The following is a 19,980-nucleotide window of genomic DNA, read 5'->3' as shown; positions in this document are numbered from 1 at the left end:
GATCGTCAGATGATGACGTGAGAGCCCAGTTCAACCACCCGGTTCGTCGGCAGGCGGAAATAGTCCGAGGGGTCGATTGCGGCGTTTGCAAGGGCGATGAACAGGCGGTCCTGCCAATGCGGCATGCCGGACTGGGCGTCCGGCACGAGTTTGCGGCGGCCCAGATAGAAAGAGGTCGACATGATATCGAACTTCAGGCCGGATTTTCGGAAAAGGCCAAGAGCCTGTGAGACGTTCTGCGTCTCCATGAAGCCGAACCTCACTTCCATCAGGGTGAAACGCTCCGATAGCCGCCGGGCGCTTACCCGCTCTTCCCTGGGTACCTTCGGCGTGTTTGCGGTCCGGATCGTCAGGATGAAATTCTGCTGATGCAGAACGTGATTGTGCTTGATGTTGTGCAGAAGCGCGGCGGGCGTCGATTCCGGATCGCTGGTGAGGAAGATCGCCGTGCCGGGGACCGATACCGGTGCATGCTCGCTCTGGCGCTCGATGGATTTGATGAAGCGTTCGAGTGGAATGTCGATGTGGCGGGTCTTTGTGTGCAGAATTGCGGTGCCGCGCTTCCAGGTCCACATGATGACGATGAAGGTCGCCGCGATCAGGATCGGAACGTAGCCGCCATCGTGGATCTTCAGCATGTTCGCGCCCAGGAAGACGAGTTCCAGCGCGAACAGCGGCAGCAGCACGCCGGCCGCCCACCAGGCAGGCCAGTTCCAACGCATGCGCAGGAATTCGAAGGCCAGGACGGTGGTAACCACCATCGCGCCAGTCACCGAAATGCCGTATGCGGTCGCGAGGGACTCGGACGATCCGAAAATGAAGACGAGCGCCATGACGCCGAACATCAGCAGCGTGTTGACGTTGGGCAGGTAGATCTGGCCGGTATGCGTCTCGGATGTATGGAAAATCGCCATTCGCGGCAGGAAGCCGAGGTGGATCGCCTGACGCGTGAGCGAAAAGGCACCGGTGATCACGGCTTGGCTGGCGATAATCGTCGCTGCCGTCGCAAGAATGACGGCCGGCAGCAGCGCCCATTTGGGAAACATCAGAAAGAAAGGATCTGACATCGCTTCGGGGTTCTTGAGGACGAACGCGCCCTGCCCCAGGTAGTTCAGCGTGAGCGCGGGGAAGACGACGGTGAACCAGGCCCACTGGATCGGCCTGCGGCCGAAATGGCCGAGATCGGCGTAGAGCGCCTCTGCCCCCGTAACCGTCAGAAAGACGGCGCCGAGTACGACGATGCCGACATATCCTTCATTGAAAAGGAAAGCGACGGCATAGTAAGGGTTGAAGGCTCTGAAAATCGACAGATCATCGGCAATGTGCATGAAGCCGACAGCACCCATCACCAGAAACCACACGAGGGTGATCGGCCCGAAGAACTTCGAGACCGCGGCGGTCCCCTTCGACTGAACGGCAAAAAGAAACAGGAGAATTACGACCGCGATTGGAACGACGTAGTCCGAAAGGGCGGGCGTCACCAGTTTCAGCCCCTCGACGGCCGAGAGCACCGACAGCGCCGGCGTGATCATCGCGTCACCGATGAAGAGCGCCGCGCCGGCAATGCCCATGAAGAACAGGATCGCCGTGTGGCCATTGGCCGTCTTCATGAGCAGCGCCAACAGGGAAAGCGTCCCTCCCTCGCCCTGGTTGTCCGCCCGCAGCAGGAAAAGCACGTATTTTATGGTGACGATGATCGTGAGCGCCCAGATCATCAGCGAGATCAAGCCAACGATCTCGACGTCCGTCACACCGTCATGCGAGACGGGTCGCAAGGCTTCGCGAAAAGCGTAGAGCGGGCTGGTGCCGATATCGCCATAGACGACGCCTACGGATCCGAGAGCCATGGCAAGCAGGCGGCGGGTGTTCTCCGCCCCGGGAGCAGACAATTGAGACATGGGCCCAACAAGCTCCTAGAGCCAGCCTTTCCAGCGGAAGAAGAAAAACGGAATCACGGCCGAAAGGACCATGACCGCAAGCGCCCACGGATAGCCGAACTGCCATTCGAGTTCGGGCATCATGCGGAAGTTCATCCCGTAAACCGACGCCACCAGCGTCGGCGGCAGCAGAACGACGGACGCGATCGAGAAGATCTTGATGATGGCGTTCTGCTCGACATTGATAAGGCCGAGCGAAGCATCAAGCAGGAAGGTGATGTTTCCCGAGATGAAGGCCGTATGCTCCGAAAGCGACTGTATGTCGCGCGAAACAGTGCGGCAGAGTTCGCGGCTTTCCTTGTCCGCCTGCACGTCGGAGACCGTATAGACGAAGCTCAACAGCCTCGAAAGCGAAGCGAGGCTGTCGCGCGTCTTGGCAACAAGCCGGTGATGTCCAGCGACATCGCGTAGCCGTGCTTCGAGGAAGTGCGGCGGCCTGCGCCTGGTCGAGGCCTTGTCGCCAAAAACCTGCAGCGCCAGATCGTCGATCTTGTCCACTGCCTGTTCAAGGATTTCCGCCGTACGGTCGACGATCGTCTCGAGCAGGCGCGTCAGAATCACCGCGCCGTTGCGGCAGCCGCCGGAAATGCGATGAACGCTGGCCTTGAAAAGCCCGAAAGCCCTTGGCTCGGCATAGCGTACGGTGACAAGACGTTTGCCTGCCAGGATAAAGCCAACATCCGTGAGGCCCGGCATTTCCGTGTCGCTTCTATAGACGAGCGACGCCGTCATGAAGACGGCACCATCATCTGTATAAAGCCTGCTCGATGGCTCGATGTCCCTCAACTCGTCCCGCGTCGGAATGGGTATGCCGAGCAGGCTTTCGATCATCAGGTCTTCCGCCTTGGTCGGCTCGACAAGGTCGATCCAGACGAGATCGGGACGCAGGGCCGACGGCGGCTCCGCCGTCGAGAGCGCAACAGCTTCGCCGTTGACGCAATAGCCTGTGATCATGTGGCCGCCTTTTTCATGCAACCGGCGCTAATAAACCGGGGAGAACCCGCAGGATCAGCCGCCGCACCATTTCCACAATGGACATTCATCCGATGAGAAGCTTCCGACCGTTTTCGACGCTGCTGCCGCAATCGGAGGACCAATGCCTCGCGCGATGGCAGTGGCTCGCTATGCTTGCCATGCGAGCCAAGGGATATGGCGCAATGCTCGCATAAAAGCAATGGGCCTCATGGCATGCGGGGTTTCCACTCCCGGCTGCAAAGAAGCGCTATTCGAAAACGATTCTCGGCATCGCCCGGCTCTTGTCCTGTCGGGCAGCGATTACCTCGTCCCAGACACGCGCCGCGATTTCGCGGTAGAGGCGTGCGACCTCGCCATCGGGTTCGGACGCAACGAGAGGGGTCCCGGCGTCGGACGTCTCGCGGATGGCCATGGTCAAGGGCACCTCACCGAGAAACGGCACGCCTATGCGCTCCGCCTCCTTGCGCGCGCCGCCATGACCGAAGATGTCGTAGCGCCTGCCCGTATCCGGCGCCACGAAATAGCTCATGTTTTCGACGATGCCGAGAACCGGGACCTCTACCTTGCGGAACATGGCGAGACCTTTGCGGGCATCAACAAGCGCGAGATCTTGTGGCGTCGACACGATGACGGCGCCCGCGAGCGGCACCTGCTGAGCCATCGTCAGCTGTGCGTCACCGGTGCCCGGCGGCATGTCGACGACGAGCACGTCGAGATCGCCCCAGGCCACTTCGCGCAGCATCTGCAGGAGCGCCGACTGGATCATCGGGCCGCGCCAGATCATCGCGACCTCTTCGTCGACAAGGAAGCCCATAGACATGACTTTCAGGCCGTAGTTCTCCATCGGACGGATCAACCGACCCTCGATCTGTTGCGGGCGGCCGGAAATCTTCAAAAGCCTCGGCATGGATGGCCCATAGATGTCGGCATCGAGGAGGCCGACTTTCAGCCCGTTTGCCTGAAGCGCCAGCGCCAGATTGACTGAGGTGGTGGACTTGCCGACGCCGCCTTTGCCGGAGGCGACGGCGATAATGGCGCCGACACCGGGGATGTCCGCCTTTGGAGCTGCGCCACCACCCGCCCGCTGCGCCGGCGCGTGACCGGTGGGGGCCTCCGGGTGCCGTTCCGCCGGCGTTTTCTGAGGCGCGGCCTTTCGGTCGGCAGTCAATGCCACCATGGCTGCTTTCACGCCGGGAATCTCGCGCACGACCCGTTCGGCGGCCGCTCGCATGGGTTCGAGCTCCTTCGCCCGGGCCGCCGGTACCGTGATTGAGAAATAGGCCTTGCCGTCAGAAATGAACACGTCGGACACCAGGCCGAGATCGACGATATTGCCTTCCATGTCCGGGCCGCGGACATTCCGCAGCTTGTTCAAAACCATTTCCCGGGTGACGTCCGGCATGTCGGCCTCTCGCTCTCTTGGCGGCGCGGAAGTTTTTTTGACCGCTGTAGTCGCGCCTCATCCCGCTCTAGATAGTTTAGCTCGCGCGCTTCGCCAATGCGGCAGATGATAAAATGAAGGCCGCCAGCCGTTCGCCGTGTCCGTACATCCGGGATCACAGGCAAACGGCGGCGGCCCTTTCGCGACCTTCTTGGGCGCTGTCTTATTTTGGTCCCCTCTGGACACGAGACCAGACATGCAGAATACATGCCAGTTGCGGAGGCCGCCAATTTCTGCATCTTTACAAGGGGTTGGCCTTACCGGCGAAAAAGCCGCCAAGATCCGCACTGCTCATTTTCTGAGCACGCCGCTATTTTCTTTGAGCCCATCCGTCAGAAGTGGCAGCAGTCAGCGGTTTGCCGGAACTAGCTTATGTAGCCCTTTTTCATCGCCTTCACGACCGCCTGTGTGCGGTTCACCGCGTCGAGCTTCTTGGTGACATGGTTGAGGTAATGATTGACCGTGTGCTCGGACAGGCCAAGGATACCGGCGATTTCGGAGCTGGTCTTTCCGGCGGCCGTCCAGTTCAGGCACTGGATTTCCCGCTCGGAAAGAACGGTGTTGGTGTTCTTCCAGACCGAGCCTATCTCTGCGAGGCGGTTATAGACGTGGATGGCGATCATCTGCAGTTCCATAGCCGCCGTCATCGGCAATCCCGCCTCCGGGCCCATGAGGATGACCGCGCCCCGACCGCCTTCGGCATCGTGGACCGGGAAGTAGTTGGCCTGGAGCAGGCCATTTTCGCGCAGCATGGCAAAATAATCGGCGGCAGCGTCCGGCTTGCCTCCCTCCTTCTCCCAGTCCTCGAGCAGGATCTGAAACGGCGTCGTGGTCTCGCGCAAGCGGCGCACCCCGGTGCTGAAGCGCAGCATAGAAAGACTGTCATATTTGTTGAGAAGCTCCGCGGGCATGTTCGATATGACCGTGGTGGCTGAGAGGCGCTCCACCTCGACTGCCGGAATTGAACAGATGAGAAAAGTCTTGAAGCCGAAGATCTGCGTAATCCGCCGCATGTAGCGGATGATGTCGAACTGCGTTTCGAGCCTTGCTATCTCAGACGCGAAATCGCCGCCCCGGGGCAGATCGATATCAGTCATCGCCATCGTGATCATATCTGGCATTCGCGCGGTTCCATCGCAGTCGTCGGCTATCAAATAGCCCGAGCGGTCGAGCAATGCCAACAGATGATTGACGTTCATCAAGTCTGGAGCACAAAACCTGTGCATTTCGCGCGGTTGTCGATGAAGCCGGCCCCGCTTTTAACCGACCGCCCCGGAAATGGCCGCATTTGGTTTCGCGTGCCCTACTTCCTGTGCGTGCCTTAGCGCCAAGGGCAAAAAGCCTATTCAGCCACGGTTGGCACCGATCAATTGATCAATCCCGCGCGTATTGCCTTAGCGACCGTTTGGACCCGATTGACCGAATCCAGCTTGCGCGTCGCGCGGTTGAGATAGTGATTCACCGTGTATTCCGACAGCGCCATGATGCGCGCCATCTCCACGGTCGTTTTGCCCGCCGCGGCCCAACGCAAACACTCGATCTCGCGCCTGGAAAGGCTGCCCGGACCTCGCCGGTCGCGCGTTCTGACTTCGCTCAGCCGACTGTACAAGAGGCCTGCCCAAAGGTTCAATTCCTGCAACTCATCGCCGGAAACGGCGGACCTGTCACCGCCGAAGGCAACCGCGGCGCGGTGACCGGCGGCATCATGGACGGGCAGATAGACCCCACGTGGCATGTTCGCCTGTTCGAAAACGCATATGGCAGCTTCGCCTTTTCCGTCCACACGCCCGCGCGCCAGTTGATGCGCATCGTATGTAAAGGGAATGGTGCTGCGCCGCAGCCGCTGGATTACCGGACTGCCGTCGATCAGGCGGGCACTGTCATAGCGCCTGAGAAAATCCATGGGCCAAGTCGTCATCAGCGCCTGCGCTGTAAGACTGTGGGACCCGGAATCGGGGATTGCGAGTACCATGAAGCCGCGAAACCCGAAGCCTTCAGAAACCCGGCCGAGAGCGCCCCTGACATCATCCTCATTCTCGATCGACCCGCTGATAACGTGACCATCGGGGAGGACCAATGAGGATACATCCACGCTGAAATCGATCATCTTACGCCCGCCTCCCACATCCGTGCTCCGGCTGGAGCATGACCGCTCACGCTTTCACACCCTCGCCACGGCTTCCACCAGAATCAAGCCCAGCACAACCAGCCGTGGCAGCAGACCCGGTAAGAAGCTACTTATCTTGAGCCTTTTCGTCCAGTCGAAACTTCTAATTTACCGTAAAGCGATTCTGCTCCACGTCTTTAGGCCTCTGCTGTCTACATGGTGTTCACGCGGAATCAAACACGCGGCCATTCTTGAAGCGTCAACGCGGCCTTTGCGCGTCTGACCTGACGCGTGGCGTTTCACCGCCGGTCTCCCGCCCAGGCCCTGATCTTATCCGCAGCTCCTCCTCGATATCCGCCGCAGCCTTTCGCACATCCTGCGCCCAGGCGGTCAGCTGCGCCAAGCTGACGCGATAGGAAGGGCCGGTCACCGAGATCCCCCCGATCAGATCGTGGTCGGGAACGCTTATCGGGGCGGCCACGCAGCAGATTTCCGCCTCGTGCTCCTCTCGGTCGAATGCATGGCCGTCATGCCGAATTTCCGCGATCTCGGCATAGAGCGTTTCGGCCGAGCGATGCGTCTTCGGCGTGAACGGACGGAACTCCATTCGCGCCGAAATCCGCTGCAATTCACTTGAAGGCAGCACGGACAGAGCGGCCTTGCCTATACCGGTACAATAGGCCGGCGACGCCTTGCCGATCTGCGAGCTCATGCGCACGGTCTGCTGGCTCTCCACCTTGTCGACATAGATGATCTCCGTTTCCCGCAGCACGCCCAGATGCACGGTCTCGCCGGTCAGTTGGTGCAGCTTGAGGAGGTAAGGGGCGGCAATCTCGCGGAAACGATTGCCGGACCACGAGCGATAAGCGAATTTCAACAGGCGAAGCCCCGGCTCGTAGGACAAATCGGGACGCTGCACCAGCAAGCCCTCTTCGACGAGATGGCCCAGTAGCCTGTGCAGGGTGCCCCGGGGCTGGCGGAGCGCCATTAATATATCCGTGAAACGCTGAGGGCGTTCGGCCATGGCCACGACCTCCAGCACGGCCATTGCCTTGCCAAGCGTGCCGGTGCCTTCGGTATCCCGGCCCATGCTGCCTTCTTTGGTCCGCTTCATTCTCATCCGCTCTCGGCTGCGCTACCTTGACAGGATAGAAGCATCGGCGCGATAATTCCAGATAGTAAAACATAGTTCCATATACTGGAACAAGCCTGCCTGACGGCAGCAGTAACGGGAGAAGCCATGACCTTGCCGAGCAGCCAGTTTCCTGACCTGCGCAATCGCGGGGTTTTGATCACCGGCGGCGGTTCCGGCATAGGGTCCGCTCTGGTGGAGGCGTTCGCCCGGCAAGGCTGCCGTGTCGCCATCGTCGACATCGCAGCGGAGCCCAGCCGAGCGCTCTGCGAAAAAGTCGCGGCGCAAACCGGGCAGGCTCCACACTTCATCCAGGCAGACCTTCGTCAGGTCGATGCGGTACGCGCCGCGGCCGACGAGGCTCTCGCCGGACTCGGCTCTGTCGATATTCTCGTCAACAACGCCGCGCGGGATGACCGGCAGGCGCTCGAAGCCGTGACGGAGGAAAGCTGGGACGAAAGTCTTTCCGTGAACCTGCGACATCTCTTTTTCATGTGCCAGGCGATCGCGCCCCACATGCGGCGACAGGGCGGAGGATCAATCATCAATTTCTCGTCGATCGCCTTCATGCTCAACATGCCTGATATTCCCGCCTATTCTACCGCCAAAGCCGGGATCGTCGGCCTCACCAAATCGCTCGCGGGGAAGCTCGGACCGGATAATATCCGCGTCAACGCGGTCCTGCCCGGCATGATCGTCACGGAGAGGCAGCGGCGCCTGTGGCTCACGGAAGAATCAATCGCACGGATGCAGGAGAGACAGTGCCTCAAGCGCATGCTGGTCGCCGAGGATCTCGTCGGACCCTGCCTGTTCCTGGCTTCGGACTGTTCGGCGGCGATGACCGCACAGACCATGATCATCGATGGAGGCGTATTTTGACGACGGCAGGCTATTATGCCGCAGTGGATTGGGGGACATCGAGCTTCCGCCTGTGGATCATCGGAGAGGACGGCGCCGTGCTCGCCGAGCGCCGCAGCTCCGAGGGCATGACGACGGCTGCAAAGACGGGATTTCATACCGTTCTCGACAGCCACCTTGCCGCCGTTTCCGCGCTCCCACATCTGCCCGTCATCATCTGCGGCATGGCGGGCGCCCGGCAGGGCTGGAAGGAGGCCGGGTATATTGAAACCCCGGCAGCACTCTCGGCCATTGCCGGCCGGGCCATGACCGTTCCCGATGTCGATCGCGACATCCGGATCCTCCCGGGCCTGGCCCAACGCGGCAAACAGCGTCCGGACGTGATGCGCGGCGAGGAGACCCAGCTTCTCGGCGCCGCTGCGCTCATCGGCGGCGGCCGGCAGCTCGTCTGCATGCCCGGCACCCACAGCAAATGGGTTCGCCTCGCCGGCGATAAGGTGGAAGGCTTCTCCACCTTCATGACAGGCGAACTCTTCGATGCTCTCTCGCGCCACACGATCCTCAGCCACGCGGTTGCGGAAGCGGAGACATTCGCGGCCGGGAGTGCCGCTTTCGCGGATGCCGTGAGCCGCGCGACGGAAAGCCCGGCGACCGCCACGAATCTGCTTTTCTCCGTTCGTGCCGGCCAGCTGCTGCACGGCACCGGCGCCGCCGATGCGAGGGCGCAGCTCTCCGGCACGCTGATCGGCCTCGAGATCGCTGGCGCACTCGCGGGGTCTCCTCAATCGGAAGACGTCTGCCTCGTTGGCGCCGGCAAGCTCGGCACGCTTTATCGTACTGCCCTCGAAAGCCAGGGCCTCAATGTTCAGGTCGTCGACGCCGATGAGGCGGTGCGGGGCGGTCTATCCGCTGCCGCCCGGGCGATTTGGCCTCTATGACAGAAGGAAGAAACATGGAACGAATCCCCCTGCCTCCGATGAAACGACCGCTCATCGCGATCCTGCGCGGCCTTAAGCCTGAAGAGGCGGAAGGCGTCGTCGGCGCCCTGATCGAAACAGGCTTCGAGGCTATCGAGATCCCGTTGAATTCGCCCGACCCCTTTCGCTCCATCGAGACGGCAGTAAAAATGGCCCCGGCCGGCTGCCTGATCGGGGCCGGCACCGTTCTGACGACGGCGCAGGTGGACCTTCTCGCAGATGCGGGCGGGCGCCTGATGGTAAGCCCCAATGTCGAGCCGGCGGTCATCAGGCTTGCCGCAGCGAAGGGTATGGTAACGATGCCGGGTGTCTTCACGCCAACGGAGGCGCTGGCAGCGGCAGCGGCCGGAGCCAGCGGCCTGAAGTTTTTTCCGGCGAGCGTGCTCGGCCCTTCCGGCATCGCGGCGATCCGGGCCGTGCTGCCGGGCGATGTCGAGATTGCTGCTGTCGGCGGCGTTTCCGAGGTCAACTTCGCCGATTACGCAGCGATCGGGATCCGCAGCTTCGGGCTGGGCTCCAGCCTCTACAGGCCCGGGATGAGCGCCGCGGATGTGCGGCAGCGGGCAATTGCGACCCTGGCAGCCTATGATGCCGTTTATGGAGGCCAGCAGTGACCGACCTCGTTCCCTTTTCCGGCCACACACTCTGCAATTCCAAATCCGAGCTCGGCGAGGGCCCCACATTCGACCCCGGTACCGGAACGGCCTGGTGGTTCAATATAACCGGCCAGCAGCTGCACGAGCTGCATCTCGACAGCGGGCGGAAGACGAGCCACTCTCTTCCCTTCCTCGGCAGCGTGCTTGCCGTGATCGACCCCCTGCGGCAGCTGATCGCGTCGGATCAGGGCCTTTTCATCCGCGATACCAAGGACTTCAAGCTCAGCCATTTCGCAAGGCTTGAAGACAAGCCCGGCAACCGCTCCAATGATGGGCGCGTTCATCCCTGCGGCGCGCTGTGGATCGGCACCATGGGGCGCAAGGCCGAGAAACACGCGGGGGCGATCTACCACGTCGCCCGCAATCGCGTCACGAAACTCTACAGCAATATCACGATCCCGAACGGGATCTGCTTCTCACCGGACGGAGCCGCCGCCTATTTCACCGACACCGACGTCAACCACCTGATGCGTGTCGAACTGGATCCGTTGACGGCGCTTCCAACCGGCGACCCGGTGCTGCTTTCCGACGAGTCCGCCAATCCGGGCGGTATCGATGGCGCCGTCTGCGATGCCGATGGGCTGATCTGGAACGCGCGCTGGGGCGCCGGCGCTGTCGAGGTCTATAAGCCCGACGGCCAGAAGGTTGCCCGCTACGCCCTGCCGGCAAGCCAGCCGAGTTGCCCGGCGTTCGTCGGTGCGAAAGCTGAAAGACTACTGGTGACTTCGGCGCGGCAAGGCTTGAACGATGCCGAGCACGCAGCGGACCCGCATGCCGGGAAGACATTCGAACTCGGAATCGAGGTCAAAGGACGCTTCGAGCCCGCATTCCGGCTTTGAAGCGCTTCCAGGAAAAGTGTCGAGAGACTTTTCCGTCCGGAAGTGCGGAGCTTCAAAAACTTGAGAACCTTCCCGCCACAAAGGCTGGCGTCGCTTCAGCAAAAAATCATACAATTGCTCCCAATGTGCAGAATCGCGGTGGGAAGGAGTGCTCGGATGAGCGACAAGAAAAAAGAACTGAGAAGCCGTCATTGGTATGGTGGCACGCACAAAGACGGCTTCATTCATCGTTCCTGGATGAAGAACCAGGGCTTTCCCGATCATGTTTTCGACGGACGGCCGATCATCGGCATCTGCAACACCTGGTCGGAGCTCACGCCCTGCAACAGCCATCTGCGCATTCTTGCCGAAGGTGTGAAGCGTGGCGTTTGGGAAGCGGGAGGCTTTCCGGTGGAGTTTCCGGTGTCGTCGCTCGGGGAGACGCAGATGCGCCCGACAGCGATGCTCTTCCGCAATCTGCTCGCAATGGACGTCGAAGAGGCGATCCGCGCCTATGGCATCGACGGGGTCGTGCTGCTCGGCGGCTGCGACAAGACCACCCCGGGCCAACTGATGGGCGCGGCCTCGGTCGATCTCCCGACGATCGTCGTGTCCTCCGGCCCTATGCTGAACGGCAAGTGGAAGGGAAAGGACATCGGCTCGGGCACGGATGTCTGGAAATTCTCCGAAGCCGTGCGCGCCGGTGAAATGAGCCTGCAGGAATTCATGGCCGCCGAAAGCGGCATGTCGCGTTCGCCGGGTGTCTGCATGACCATGGGCACCGCGACCACTATGGCTTCAGTCGTGGAAGCCATGGGCTTATCGCTGCCGACAAACGCCGCCCTGCCCGCAGTCGACGCTCGCCGCATGGCGCTCGCGCATATGACCGGCAAGCGCATCGTCGAAATGGTGCATGAGGATCTGAGGCTGTCGAAGATCCTGACGAAGGAGAACTTCGAGAACGGCATTATCGCCAATGCCGCCGTGGGCGGCTCGACCAACGCGGTAGTACACATGCTGGCGATCGCCGGGCGTGCGGGTATCGATCTCTGTCTTGAGGATTTCGATAGGGTGGGCGGCCAGGTGCCTTGCATCGTCAACTGCATGCCATCGGGAAAGTATCTGATCGAAGATCTCGCTTATGCGGGCGGCCTGCCCGCCGTGATGAGTCGTATCCAGCACCTGCTTCATGCCGACGCGCCAACCGTTTTCGGCGTTCCGATCAGTAAATACTGGGAGGGTGCAGAGGTCTATAACGACGACGTCATCCGCCCGCTGGACAACCCGCTGCGCGCCGCGGCCGGCATTCGCGTCCTGAAGGGCAATCTCGCGCCCAACGGCGCGGTGATCAAGCCGTCGGCAGCGAGCGAACACCTTCTGACCCACGAAGGACCCGCCTTTGTCTTCGAGACAATCGAAGACCTTAGGGCCAGGATCGACGATCCTGACCTGCCGGTGACCGAAAACACGATCCTCGTTCTCAAGGGTTGCGGCCCGAAGGGATATCCAGGCATGGCCGAGGTCGGCAACATGCCGATTCCGCGAAGGCTCGTCGAAAGGGGCGTGCGCGACATGGTACGCATCTCGGATGCACGCATGTCCGGCACCGCTTTCGGCACGGTGGTTCTCCATGTAAGCCCGGAAGCCGATGCGGGCGGCCCGCTGGCGATCGTCCGGACCGGAGACCTGATCCGTCTCGACGCAATGAAGGGCGAATTGAACCTGCTCATCGGCGAGGAAGAGCTGGCGGCCCGCATGGCGGCCTGGCGGCCGCCGGAAAAGAAATGGCAGCGAGGCTATTACAAACTCTATCACGACACCGTGCTGCAGGCCGACAAGGGTGCCGACCTCGATTTCCTCGTCGGCAAGAGCGGCAGCGAGGTGCTCCGTGAAAGTCACTGACGCGGCGAATCGGTCCTGAAGACATGAAAGGTAACCGATTCGAAAAACAACCCTAGTGCGGTGTCCCTGTGCTGCCTGTTCATCTGGACAGGCAGCACAGCCCTTTCGGCGCGGCACGCATGAAAGCCTTGCACCAGCCGGTTTCTAGCATGCACTTTTTGCGGAACAGTTTGCGTTGCCGGACGTTGCTTGAGTGTCATCGGCGCAGCACCTTTGCCCAACTTGAGGCTGCGCCTGGATCACGGTCTCACCACCGTGACCCGACACCAGAGAGCTAGAGCGGGTCAAGGAATACCGCAGGTATTTTCCTTCGCCCCGTTCTGTTCGACAACGTCAACGAAAGGCAGTCTGACATGAAAGAGAGACTTATATCTTCCGTTGCGGCTGGCGCGCTTCTCGTGGGCGTTGCCGTTGCACCGATGAGCTTCGCACAGGAAACCACGACGCCGCCGGCTACGGCACCTGAAACGCAGACCATGGAACCGGCGGCCCCGGCTCCTGCTACGCCGCCGGCCGCTGATGAGCAGGCGCAGACGCCGGATACGGCAGACAAGACAACCGATATGGCAGCGGGCGACGCCAGCTACCTGACGGAGCAGGCGGAGAACCAAGTATCCGCAAACACCTATATCGGCCAGTCTGTCTATAATGCCAGCGATGAAAGCATCGGCGAAATCAACGACCTGATCATGGAGAAGGAAGGCGGCATCGCTGCTGCCGTGGTCGGAGTCGGTGGCTTCCTCGGGATCGGGGAAAAGAACGTCGCTGTACCGTTCGAGAAGATCACGGTCGCCGACCAGCCCGACTCGGATGAGATCAAGCTGACGACCACGGAAACGGCCGAATCGCTCAAGGCCGCACCCGAGTTCAAGACGAAATCGCAGGTGATGGCCGAGCGTAATGCCGACCAGCCAGTGGATACGTCGACAACTTCGGCAACGGGCACGACGCCGGCTCCGGCGCAACCCGCCGAACCGGCACCGCAGCAGTAAGGCTTAGGCCACTGTAACGGGTCAACAGGAGCGGCGCTTATTGCGCCGCTCTTTTTTTGAGCCTTCAAGACACGCGATGCGGACAGAAACCCCCACGTAGTTTTCCGCTCTAGTACCACGCATCGGGCATTTCGCCCTTCCGTCTTTCAACATAGTCAATCAACGCATCGTCGATCGCCATATCCAGAGGCGGCGCTTCATATTCCGCCAGTGCCTTCTTCCAGCTTCTGTTGGCGCGAAGCGCCATGTCCGTCTCGCCCTGCTCGACCCATTTCTCGAAGGGCTCGTTGTCGGAAAGGGAACTGTCCCAGAACGCAGTCTGGTAATTGCGCATCGTGTGCTCGCAGCCAAGGAAGTGGCTGCCGGGGCCGACCTCCAGGAAAGCGTCCATGGCGAGCGTATTGTCGTCGATCACCACCCCAGCAAGGTAGGAATGCAGCGCCCCGCAGAAATCCATATCCATCATGAATTTCTCATAGGACATCGCCAGCAGGCCGTCGGCGAAGCCGGCCGAATGCAGGACGAAATTGGCGCCGCAATGGACCGCCGACAGCATCGACATGACCCCTTCCTGCATGGCCTGAGCATCGGGCCGTTTCGAGTTGGAGAAATTGCCGGCGCAGCGCAACGGCAGACCGAGCCGGCGCGCGAGCTGTCCGACGACCATGCTGCCGATCGCCGGCTCCGGCGTACCGAAGGTTGGCGAGCCGGAGCGGAGCGACATGGAGGATAGAAAATTCCCGAATATGACGGGCGCACCCTTGCGTTCGAGCTGCGTCAGCGCGCAGCCGGCAAGCGTTTCGGCATAGGATTGTGCAATCGCCCCCGCATTGGTTACCGGGCCCATCGCTCCGCCGAGGATGAACGGTACGATCACCGCAGCCTGGTTCGCACGAGCATAGGCACGCAGCGACTTCGTCATGGTGCCGTCCCAGACGAGCGGCGAGTTGACGTTGACGTTACCGAGTATGACGCAGTTCCTGTCCACGAAATCGGCACCGAAAAGGATGCGCGCCATTTCGATCGAATCTTCGGCTCGTTCTTCCGAGGTGATCGAGCCCATGAAGGCACGGTCCGAATATCTGACGTGGCTGTAGACCATATCGAGATGGCGCTTGTTTACCGGCACGTCGACCGGTTCGCAGATGGTGCCGCCGGAGTGGTGCAGCCATGGGCTCGACTGGGCGAGCTTCACCAGATTGCGGAAATCCTCGATGGTGCCGTAGCGCCTGCCTTTATCCAGATCCATGACGAAGGGTGAGCCGTAAGCCGGTGAGAATACGACGTTTCGGCCGCCGATCTCGACGCTGCGCGCCGGATTGCGGGCGTGCTGCGTGAATTGGGACGGCGCCGAGCGGACGATCTCCTTCAGCATGCCGGGTTCGAAGGTGACGCGCAGACCGTCTATTTTCGCACCGGCACCCCGCCAGTGCTCGAGTGCTACCGGATCGTCGCGAAACTCGATGCCGACTTCGGCAAGAATTCGGTCGGCGACCCGCTCGATCCGCTCCAGATTTTCTTCGCCGAGGATGTCATAGGCCGGTATATTGCGGACGATGTAGGGGACACCGAGTTTCTTGCTGCCTTCGCGCCGCTGCGGTCGCCCGCTCCGGGTTCGTCTCGGCGCCTCACCGGTTGCTTCAGCCAGTTCCATGATCAACTCTCCCATCATTTGCGATGATGGTATTGACGAGAGAGGCTGTTGTAACGCAGGAAAAATTCGACGCATGATATAAATGGTACTTATGGAAAACCTGCGACGTCTTCTTCCTTCGGCCGCAAGCCTCATCGTCTTCGAGGCAGCCGGCAGGCACCAGAACTTCACACGCGCCGCCGGGGAGCTCGGCATGACGCAGGCTGCGGTGTCCTACGCCATACGAGGGCTCGAGGATCAGTTGGGCGTGCCGTTGTTCCACCGGGTGCACCGGGCGGTCGAACTGACGGAGGCAGGGGAGAGATTTCACGCGGATGTCTCGGTTGGCCTGGGGCGTATCCGGAAGTCGGCCGAGGACATTCGCGCCAAGGGACGTGAGACCAATGTGACCCTGGCGGCTTCGACGGCGTTCGCCTCGATGTGGATGTTGCCGCGGCTTGCACGCCTGCGCGAAGACTTGCCGGAGATCGATCTCCGCATCCAGACCAGCGTGCGTGATCTCGACCTGGATGAGGAGCCGATCCCGCTCGGTATTCGCGGCGGCGATCCGAATCAGTGGCCGCGCTACCATGCGGCTGTGCTTGCCGATGAAGTCATCCAGGCCGTCGCGACACACGTCTATATCGAGACACATGGCCTGCCCCGATCGCCCGCGGACCTTATCAGGCACAATCTCATTCATCTCGAGGAGCCGGTACGGCGCGCCTGTGACTGGACCGAATGGTTTGCGAGCGCCGGTCTCACCTATCCGGCTCAAGGCAAGCGGCTCGCCATCAACGATTATGTCCTTGTGATCCAGGCCGTGCTGGCGGGAGAGGGTATCGCGCTCGGCTGGGAGCATCTGACTGCCCGGCAAGTACGCTCCGGCGCGCTGGTGCGGGTCGGCGAGCACGTGCTGAAAACCGGCCAGGCTTTCTACGTCGTCTGGCCGCGGTCACGGGACCTCAACAGCCAGGCGCGCCGCGTTCGCGATTGGCTCTTGGAAGAAGGGCTGCGCGATCGTTCTGGGAGCGACGCCGCAAGCGGACACGAGGCACTTCAGCGCACCCCCGCAATATCCCGATAGAACTCAGACAAGTAACGCATGGTGGCATCCGCATCGGCGGGTTTGCCGAAGAAATAGCCTTGTCCCATGCCGCAGCCGAGGGATTTGAGCTTCAACGCCTCGGATGCGTGCTCGATGCCCTCGGCGACGACGGCGAGTTCCAGCCCCTCGCACATTGAAACGATTGCTTTGACGATATGTTCTGAAGCCCGGTCGGACGAAATCCCGGAAACGAACGCACGGTCGATCTTCACCTTGTCGAGCGAAAAGTCCCTGAGCCGCCCGAGGCTCGACTGCCCCGTTCCGAAATCGTCGAGCGACACGCGCACGCCAGCCGCCCGGAATTCGGTGATGATTCTCTGGGCGATCTCGGCATCCGCCATCGCGGCCGTCTCGGTGATTTCGAGTTCGAGGCGACGTGGATCGAGGCCCACCTGGGCTATGATCGCCAGGAGGCGAGCACTCGTCGTCGGATCCATCAGTTGGACCGAGGAGAGGTTGAAAGACAGAAAGAGTTCTTCGGGCCAGGACAGGGCCGCCCGGGCCGCCTTGCGCAGAAGTGTTTCCGCAAGTCGGTCGATGAAACCCCGCTCTTCCGCGAACGGCACGAATACCGCGGGCGAGACATAGCCGAGGTCCGCGTCGCACCACCGCGCCAAGGCCTCGAAGCCCAAGGGCCGATCGCTGCGCAGGTCAACGATCGGCTGGAAATGGACATCGATCCCGCCGGCGATGATCGCGTTCCGCAGCGCCTGCTCGAGCTGTGTCGCGTGCTTCATCTCCTGGGCGATCTCTTGCGAATAGACAGTGATCTGGCCGCGGCCGCGCCGTTTCGAGCGGTAGAGCGCCGTGTCGGCGCTCTTCACCAAGTCGTCGAATGTGTCTCCGGCAAAAGGATAGACAGCAAAGCCGAAAGAGGCCGACAGGCGGACGTTCCGGTCGCCAAGCGCGAAGGGCGAGGAGAGCGCTTCCTTGAGCATCTGGCCGCGCTTCTCCGCACTCCTTCGCTCAAAGACAAGCGGCAAAACGATTGCGAATTCGTCATCCTTGGTACGGGTCACCGTCGCTCCCTCCGGAACGCAGACCTTCAGCCGGTGCGCCACCTGGCGCAGAATCTGGTCGCCCGCCTCGGGTCCGAAGAGATCGTTGATCGGCTTGAAGCCATCCAGATTGGCAAGGGCGATGGTAAAAGGGGCAGGATCGTTTGCGCGTTCCGCCGCGAGGGTAAAGACCGTTTGCTCAAGGTGGACTGCGTTGCCGAGCCCCGTCAACGGATCGACGAATGACGCGCTGCGCGGCTTTTCCCGATTCGGCCGATCGAGTCCGAGCTCCCGCAATGTCATCGCGACCCGCTCCGGACAGAACCCGAAGCGTATGTATCGACTGCCGGCAGGTATTTCCGGAGCAGCATCTCGATCATGTCCGGGCTGATCGGCTTCATGATGTGGTCGTCCATTCCCGATGTCCTGCAGTGCTCAAGGTCGATATCGAGAGCCTGCGCAGTCACAGCCACGATGGTCGTGCGACGACCCGCGGGCCTCTCAGCCTCGCGTATGGCCACAGCAGCCTCGAAGCCGTTCATGACAGGCATGGACACGTCCATCAGAACGAGGGCGGGCTGGAGCTCATGCCAAAGGTCCACTGCTTCTCTTCCGTCTGCCGCGATCCGATGGCTGATGCCGAGGCCCTCCAGAATCTGCGCGAATACGAACTGGTTGACCTGGTTGTCCTCCGCGACGAGCACGTCCACCATGGCGACTTGCGCCGCGGGCACGGGATCGCTGTCGAACGCCATCCCCCATTCGGATTTCGGAAGCGCAGAACGCGTGCTATTGGCACAGACGCCGAAAATCTCCGCAAGCAGCACCGTCGCATCCATATCGCTCGACACCTCGACCCAGGTACAGGCGCGCCAGGAGGTCAGAACGCGGTGCCTCCCCGGAAGCGCGACGTCGAGCAATAGAAGGTCGAGCTCCAATCCGCGGCCTTCCGCGGCGACCGCAAAGGCGTCGAGCTCCTCGATATTGCGGACTGCACAGGCGTCGAGCCCGGAGCCACGCAGCCGCGTCACGAAGCGCTCCTCCATTTCCACGTCGGCGGTCGCCAGAAGCACGCGCAACGCCCCAAGCGCCGGGGGCACGTCGTCGTTCGGCTCGGGATCGACGCGTTGCGACACGGCGGGCGAACGGAAGGGATCGTAGAAATTCTGAGCTGGCGTGAAGATGCTGTAGTCACGGATCTGCAGGCCGGTATCTCCGCCCTTTTCCGAGCCGTCGTACCAGACGGCGATATCGGTGACGTCATTCATGCAGGTGACCAGGAAATGGCGGCCTGGCAATCCGACGCGGTATTTGCGCGTCACCACCCAAAGGTCGCTGCCGTCAGCCCGAACGATGTGCTCAGCTTCAGAGTGCGACGTGCCTGTCTCGAGGACGTGACGATCCGAGCGATCGAAGTGCTCCGCAACCTCAGGTCCCAGGAGGTCCGCTGCCGAGCGTCCAAGCATGGCGTCGGGGGATAGGTCGTGAATGGCGCAGAAGGCTCTGTTTACGGCGATGTAGTTGAGGCTGCGGTCTTTGACGCATATGGGATTGGGCTGAGCATGGAGTATCTCTTGTGTCAGTGTGATCCGCTCGAGATCGGCGCGGAAATGTTCGTCGCGCTTTTTCTGTTCCGAGACGTCGCTGACGGCGAGAATGCCGATGCCGCTCGACAGGCGCCGCTGACGCAGAAAGAGCCAGCGTGTGCGGCCGGCCCGCTCGACGTTTTCGTAACGCTCCCGCCAGTGAAGCGCCATCTGCTCGGCGATCCACTCCTCGCGATTCGGCCGGTGCCGGCTGGACTCCGGCAAGGTTCCGGGACGCACGCCCGTATCGTAGACCGCGCCAAGGAAGCTTCGCAGCTGCGTTCCAGGCAGCAGCATGGCGGCGGGCACGGGGAAGAATTGCACTATTGCGGCGCTCGCAAAGATGATGGTGTCGTCCCGGTCGAAAACGAGCAAGGCGGCGCCAAGCGCTTCGCCGCTTGCCTCCAGAATGTTCCTGCTGATGTCTGCGCCGTCCGACGCCACATCACCCATCGCGCTGCCCTCGTTACCGCTACAGCCAGCCGTCCTTGGACGTACGGGTACTGCAGCAATCTGACTGCTGAACGGTTTCATAGCTCGCTCAGCAGCGGTTTCATTCGGGACATGCTGGTCGGCCTTTGAGGCATCTCTTCGGAAGGATGCGGGCGGCGTCCAGCAACGCCGTGGTGCTCCAAAGGCAGAACCTGTCGTTCATTCAGGTTGGTGCGGAAAATTGCATCAGAACATTAAATCCGAATTAAGTTGCGACCCTGCTTTTCAGGGGTCCACTGGCATGGGCGGCCGTCAGCTGCATTTAATTCCAAGACTTGGCGCATCATCAGGGGAAATCCGCGCTTATTTTCCACATTCCGGTTCAGCTGAGCCAACAACTTCGAAGAAGAATAAACGAGGGGCCTTTC

General features: G+C 61.4%; 16 protein-coding genes. 7 read left to right on the top strand and 9 right to left on the bottom strand.

Annotation, left to right across the window (positions count from 1 at the left end):
* Positions 1-5 precede the first annotated feature (5 nt).
* From FB009_RS03660 to FB009_RS03635, 6 genes are all read right to left on the bottom strand, one after another.
* The gene (locus tag FB009_RS03660; RefSeq protein WP_011974648.1) at positions 6-1,898 is read right to left on the bottom strand and encodes a potassium transporter Kup; all 1,893 of its coding nucleotides are present in this window, start codon (positions 1,896-1,898) and stop codon (positions 6-8) included.
* Positions 1,899-1,913: 15 nt separating this feature from the next.
* Positions 1,914-2,891: a magnesium transporter CorA family protein gene (locus FB009_RS03655; RefSeq protein ID WP_011974647.1), complete on the bottom strand. Its 978-nt coding sequence runs from the start codon at positions 2,889-2,891 to the stop codon at positions 1,914-1,916.
* Positions 2,892-3,159: 268 nt separating this feature from the next.
* Positions 3,160-4,314, bottom strand: a complete 1,155-nt coding sequence (locus FB009_RS03650) for an Mrp/NBP35 family ATP-binding protein (RefSeq protein WP_011974646.1) — start codon at positions 4,312-4,314, stop codon at positions 3,160-3,162.
* Positions 4,315-4,718: 404 nt separating this feature from the next.
* The gene (locus FB009_RS03645; protein WP_024312317.1) at positions 4,719-5,552 is read right to left on the bottom strand and encodes a LuxR family transcriptional regulator; all 834 of its coding nucleotides are present in this window, start codon (positions 5,550-5,552) and stop codon (positions 4,719-4,721) included.
* Positions 5,553-5,719: 167 nt separating this feature from the next.
* Positions 5,720-6,460 (bottom strand): helix-turn-helix transcriptional regulator, encoded by a 741-nt coding sequence (locus tag FB009_RS03640; RefSeq protein WP_011974644.1) that lies wholly within the window; start codon positions 6,458-6,460, stop codon positions 5,720-5,722.
* A 259-nt stretch (positions 6,461-6,719) separates the two neighbouring features.
* Positions 6,720-7,580 (bottom strand): IclR family transcriptional regulator, encoded by an 861-nt coding sequence (locus FB009_RS03635; RefSeq protein WP_011974643.1) that lies wholly within the window; start codon positions 7,578-7,580, stop codon positions 6,720-6,722.
* Between the two features lie 120 nt (positions 7,581-7,700).
* Here FB009_RS03635 and FB009_RS03630 point away from each other — a divergent pair, with 120 nt between their 5' ends.
* The 6 genes from FB009_RS03630 (at position 7,701) to FB009_RS03600 (ending at position 13,795) form a co-directional block, all read left to right on the top strand.
* Positions 7,701-8,471, top strand: a complete 771-nt coding sequence (locus FB009_RS03630; protein WP_011974642.1) for an SDR family NAD(P)-dependent oxidoreductase — start codon at positions 7,701-7,703, stop codon at positions 8,469-8,471.
* Complete coding sequence (locus tag FB009_RS03625) at positions 8,468-9,388, top strand: 2-dehydro-3-deoxygalactonokinase (RefSeq protein WP_011974641.1); 921 nt, start codon at positions 8,468-8,470, stop codon at positions 9,386-9,388. Before FB009_RS03630 ends, FB009_RS03625 begins: the two co-directional genes overlap by 4 nt.
* 14 nt (positions 9,389-9,402) lie before the next feature.
* On the top strand, positions 9,403-10,041 hold the full coding sequence (locus FB009_RS03620) for a 2-dehydro-3-deoxy-6-phosphogalactonate aldolase (protein ID WP_145161451.1): 639 nt from the start codon (positions 9,403-9,405) through the stop codon (positions 10,039-10,041).
* Entirely contained in the window at positions 10,038-10,922 is an 885-nt protein-coding gene (locus FB009_RS03615) for an SMP-30/gluconolactonase/LRE family protein (RefSeq protein WP_011974639.1), read from the top strand. Before FB009_RS03620 ends, FB009_RS03615 begins: the two co-directional genes overlap by 4 nt.
* A 156-nt stretch (positions 10,923-11,078) precedes the next feature.
* Entirely contained in the window at positions 11,079-12,803 is a 1,725-nt protein-coding gene (locus FB009_RS03610; RefSeq protein WP_018011426.1) for an IlvD/Edd family dehydratase, read from the top strand.
* 353 nt (positions 12,804-13,156) lie between these two features.
* A complete protein-coding gene (locus tag FB009_RS03600) occupies positions 13,157-13,795 on the top strand; it encodes a PRC-barrel domain-containing protein (RefSeq protein WP_011974637.1) in 639 nt (212 codons plus the stop codon).
* 109 nt (positions 13,796-13,904) lie between these two features.
* Here FB009_RS03600 and FB009_RS03595 read toward each other — a convergent pair whose 3' ends face one another.
* Entirely contained in the window at positions 13,905-15,449 is a 1,545-nt protein-coding gene (locus FB009_RS03595; RefSeq protein WP_018208850.1) for a trimethylamine methyltransferase family protein, read from the bottom strand.
* A 91-nt stretch (positions 15,450-15,540) separates the two neighbouring features.
* On the opposite strand from FB009_RS03595, the gene FB009_RS03590 reads away from it, so the two are divergent.
* Complete coding sequence (locus tag FB009_RS03590; RefSeq protein ID WP_024312314.1) at positions 15,541-16,515, top strand: LysR substrate-binding domain-containing protein; 975 nt, start codon at positions 15,541-15,543, stop codon at positions 16,513-16,515.
* On the opposite strand, the gene FB009_RS03585 is transcribed toward FB009_RS03590, so the two are convergent.
* Both FB009_RS03585 and FB009_RS03580 read right to left on the bottom strand, forming a co-directional pair.
* Positions 16,488-17,837, bottom strand: a complete 1,350-nt coding sequence (locus FB009_RS03585; protein WP_011974634.1) for a putative bifunctional diguanylate cyclase/phosphodiesterase — start codon at positions 17,835-17,837, stop codon at positions 16,488-16,490. The two genes, FB009_RS03590 and FB009_RS03585, sit on opposite strands and share 28 nt — an antisense overlap.
* Positions 17,834-19,573: a response regulator gene (locus FB009_RS03580; protein WP_011974633.1), complete on the bottom strand. Its 1,740-nt coding sequence runs from the start codon at positions 19,571-19,573 to the stop codon at positions 17,834-17,836. Before FB009_RS03580 ends, FB009_RS03585 begins: the two co-directional genes overlap by 4 nt.
* Between the last annotated feature and the right edge of the window lie 407 nt (positions 19,574-19,980).

The organism is Sinorhizobium medicae (assembly GCF_007827695.1).
Taxonomy (GTDB): domain Bacteria; phylum Pseudomonadota; class Alphaproteobacteria; order Rhizobiales; family Rhizobiaceae; genus Sinorhizobium; species Sinorhizobium medicae.
Note: the sequence above shows the minus strand (reverse complement) of the source record. Positions and strands in the feature narration are given on the sequence as shown.

Coding starts and splice junctions, on each gene's coding strand:
- FB009_RS03660 (WP_011974648.1), bottom strand. CDS start 1,898: ATGTCTCAATTGTCTGCTCCCGGGGCGGAGAACACCCGCCGCCTGCTT.
- FB009_RS03655 (WP_011974647.1), bottom strand. CDS start 2,891: ATGATCACAGGCTATTGCGTCAACGGCGAAGCTGTTGCGCTCTCGACG.
- FB009_RS03650 (WP_011974646.1), bottom strand. CDS start 4,314: ATGCCGGACGTCACCCGGGAAATGGTTTTGAACAAGCTGCGGAATGTC.
- FB009_RS03645 (WP_024312317.1), bottom strand. CDS start 5,552: ATGAACGTCAATCATCTGTTGGCATTGCTCGACCGCTCGGGCTATTTG.
- FB009_RS03640 (WP_011974644.1), bottom strand. CDS start 6,460: ATGATCGATTTCAGCGTGGATGTATCCTCATTGGTCCTCCCCGATGGT.
- FB009_RS03635 (WP_011974643.1), bottom strand. CDS start 7,580: ATGAGAATGAAGCGGACCAAAGAAGGCAGCATGGGCCGGGATACCGAA.
- FB009_RS03630 (WP_011974642.1), top strand. CDS start 7,701: ATGACCTTGCCGAGCAGCCAGTTTCCTGACCTGCGCAATCGCGGGGTT.
- FB009_RS03620 (WP_145161451.1), top strand. CDS start 9,403: ATGGAACGAATCCCCCTGCCTCCGATGAAACGACCGCTCATCGCGATC.
- FB009_RS03610 (WP_018011426.1), top strand. CDS start 11,079: ATGAGCGACAAGAAAAAAGAACTGAGAAGCCGTCATTGGTATGGTGGC.
- FB009_RS03600 (WP_011974637.1), top strand. CDS start 13,157: ATGAAAGAGAGACTTATATCTTCCGTTGCGGCTGGCGCGCTTCTCGTG.
- FB009_RS03595 (WP_018208850.1), bottom strand. CDS start 15,449: ATGGAACTGGCTGAAGCAACCGGTGAGGCGCCGAGACGAACCCGGAGC.
- FB009_RS03590 (WP_024312314.1), top strand. CDS start 15,541: ATGGAAAACCTGCGACGTCTTCTTCCTTCGGCCGCAAGCCTCATCGTC.
- FB009_RS03585 (WP_011974634.1), bottom strand. CDS start 17,837: ATGACATTGCGGGAGCTCGGACTCGATCGGCCGAATCGGGAAAAGCCG.
- FB009_RS03580 (WP_011974633.1), bottom strand. CDS start 19,573: ATGGGTGATGTGGCGTCGGACGGCGCAGACATCAGCAGGAACATTCTG.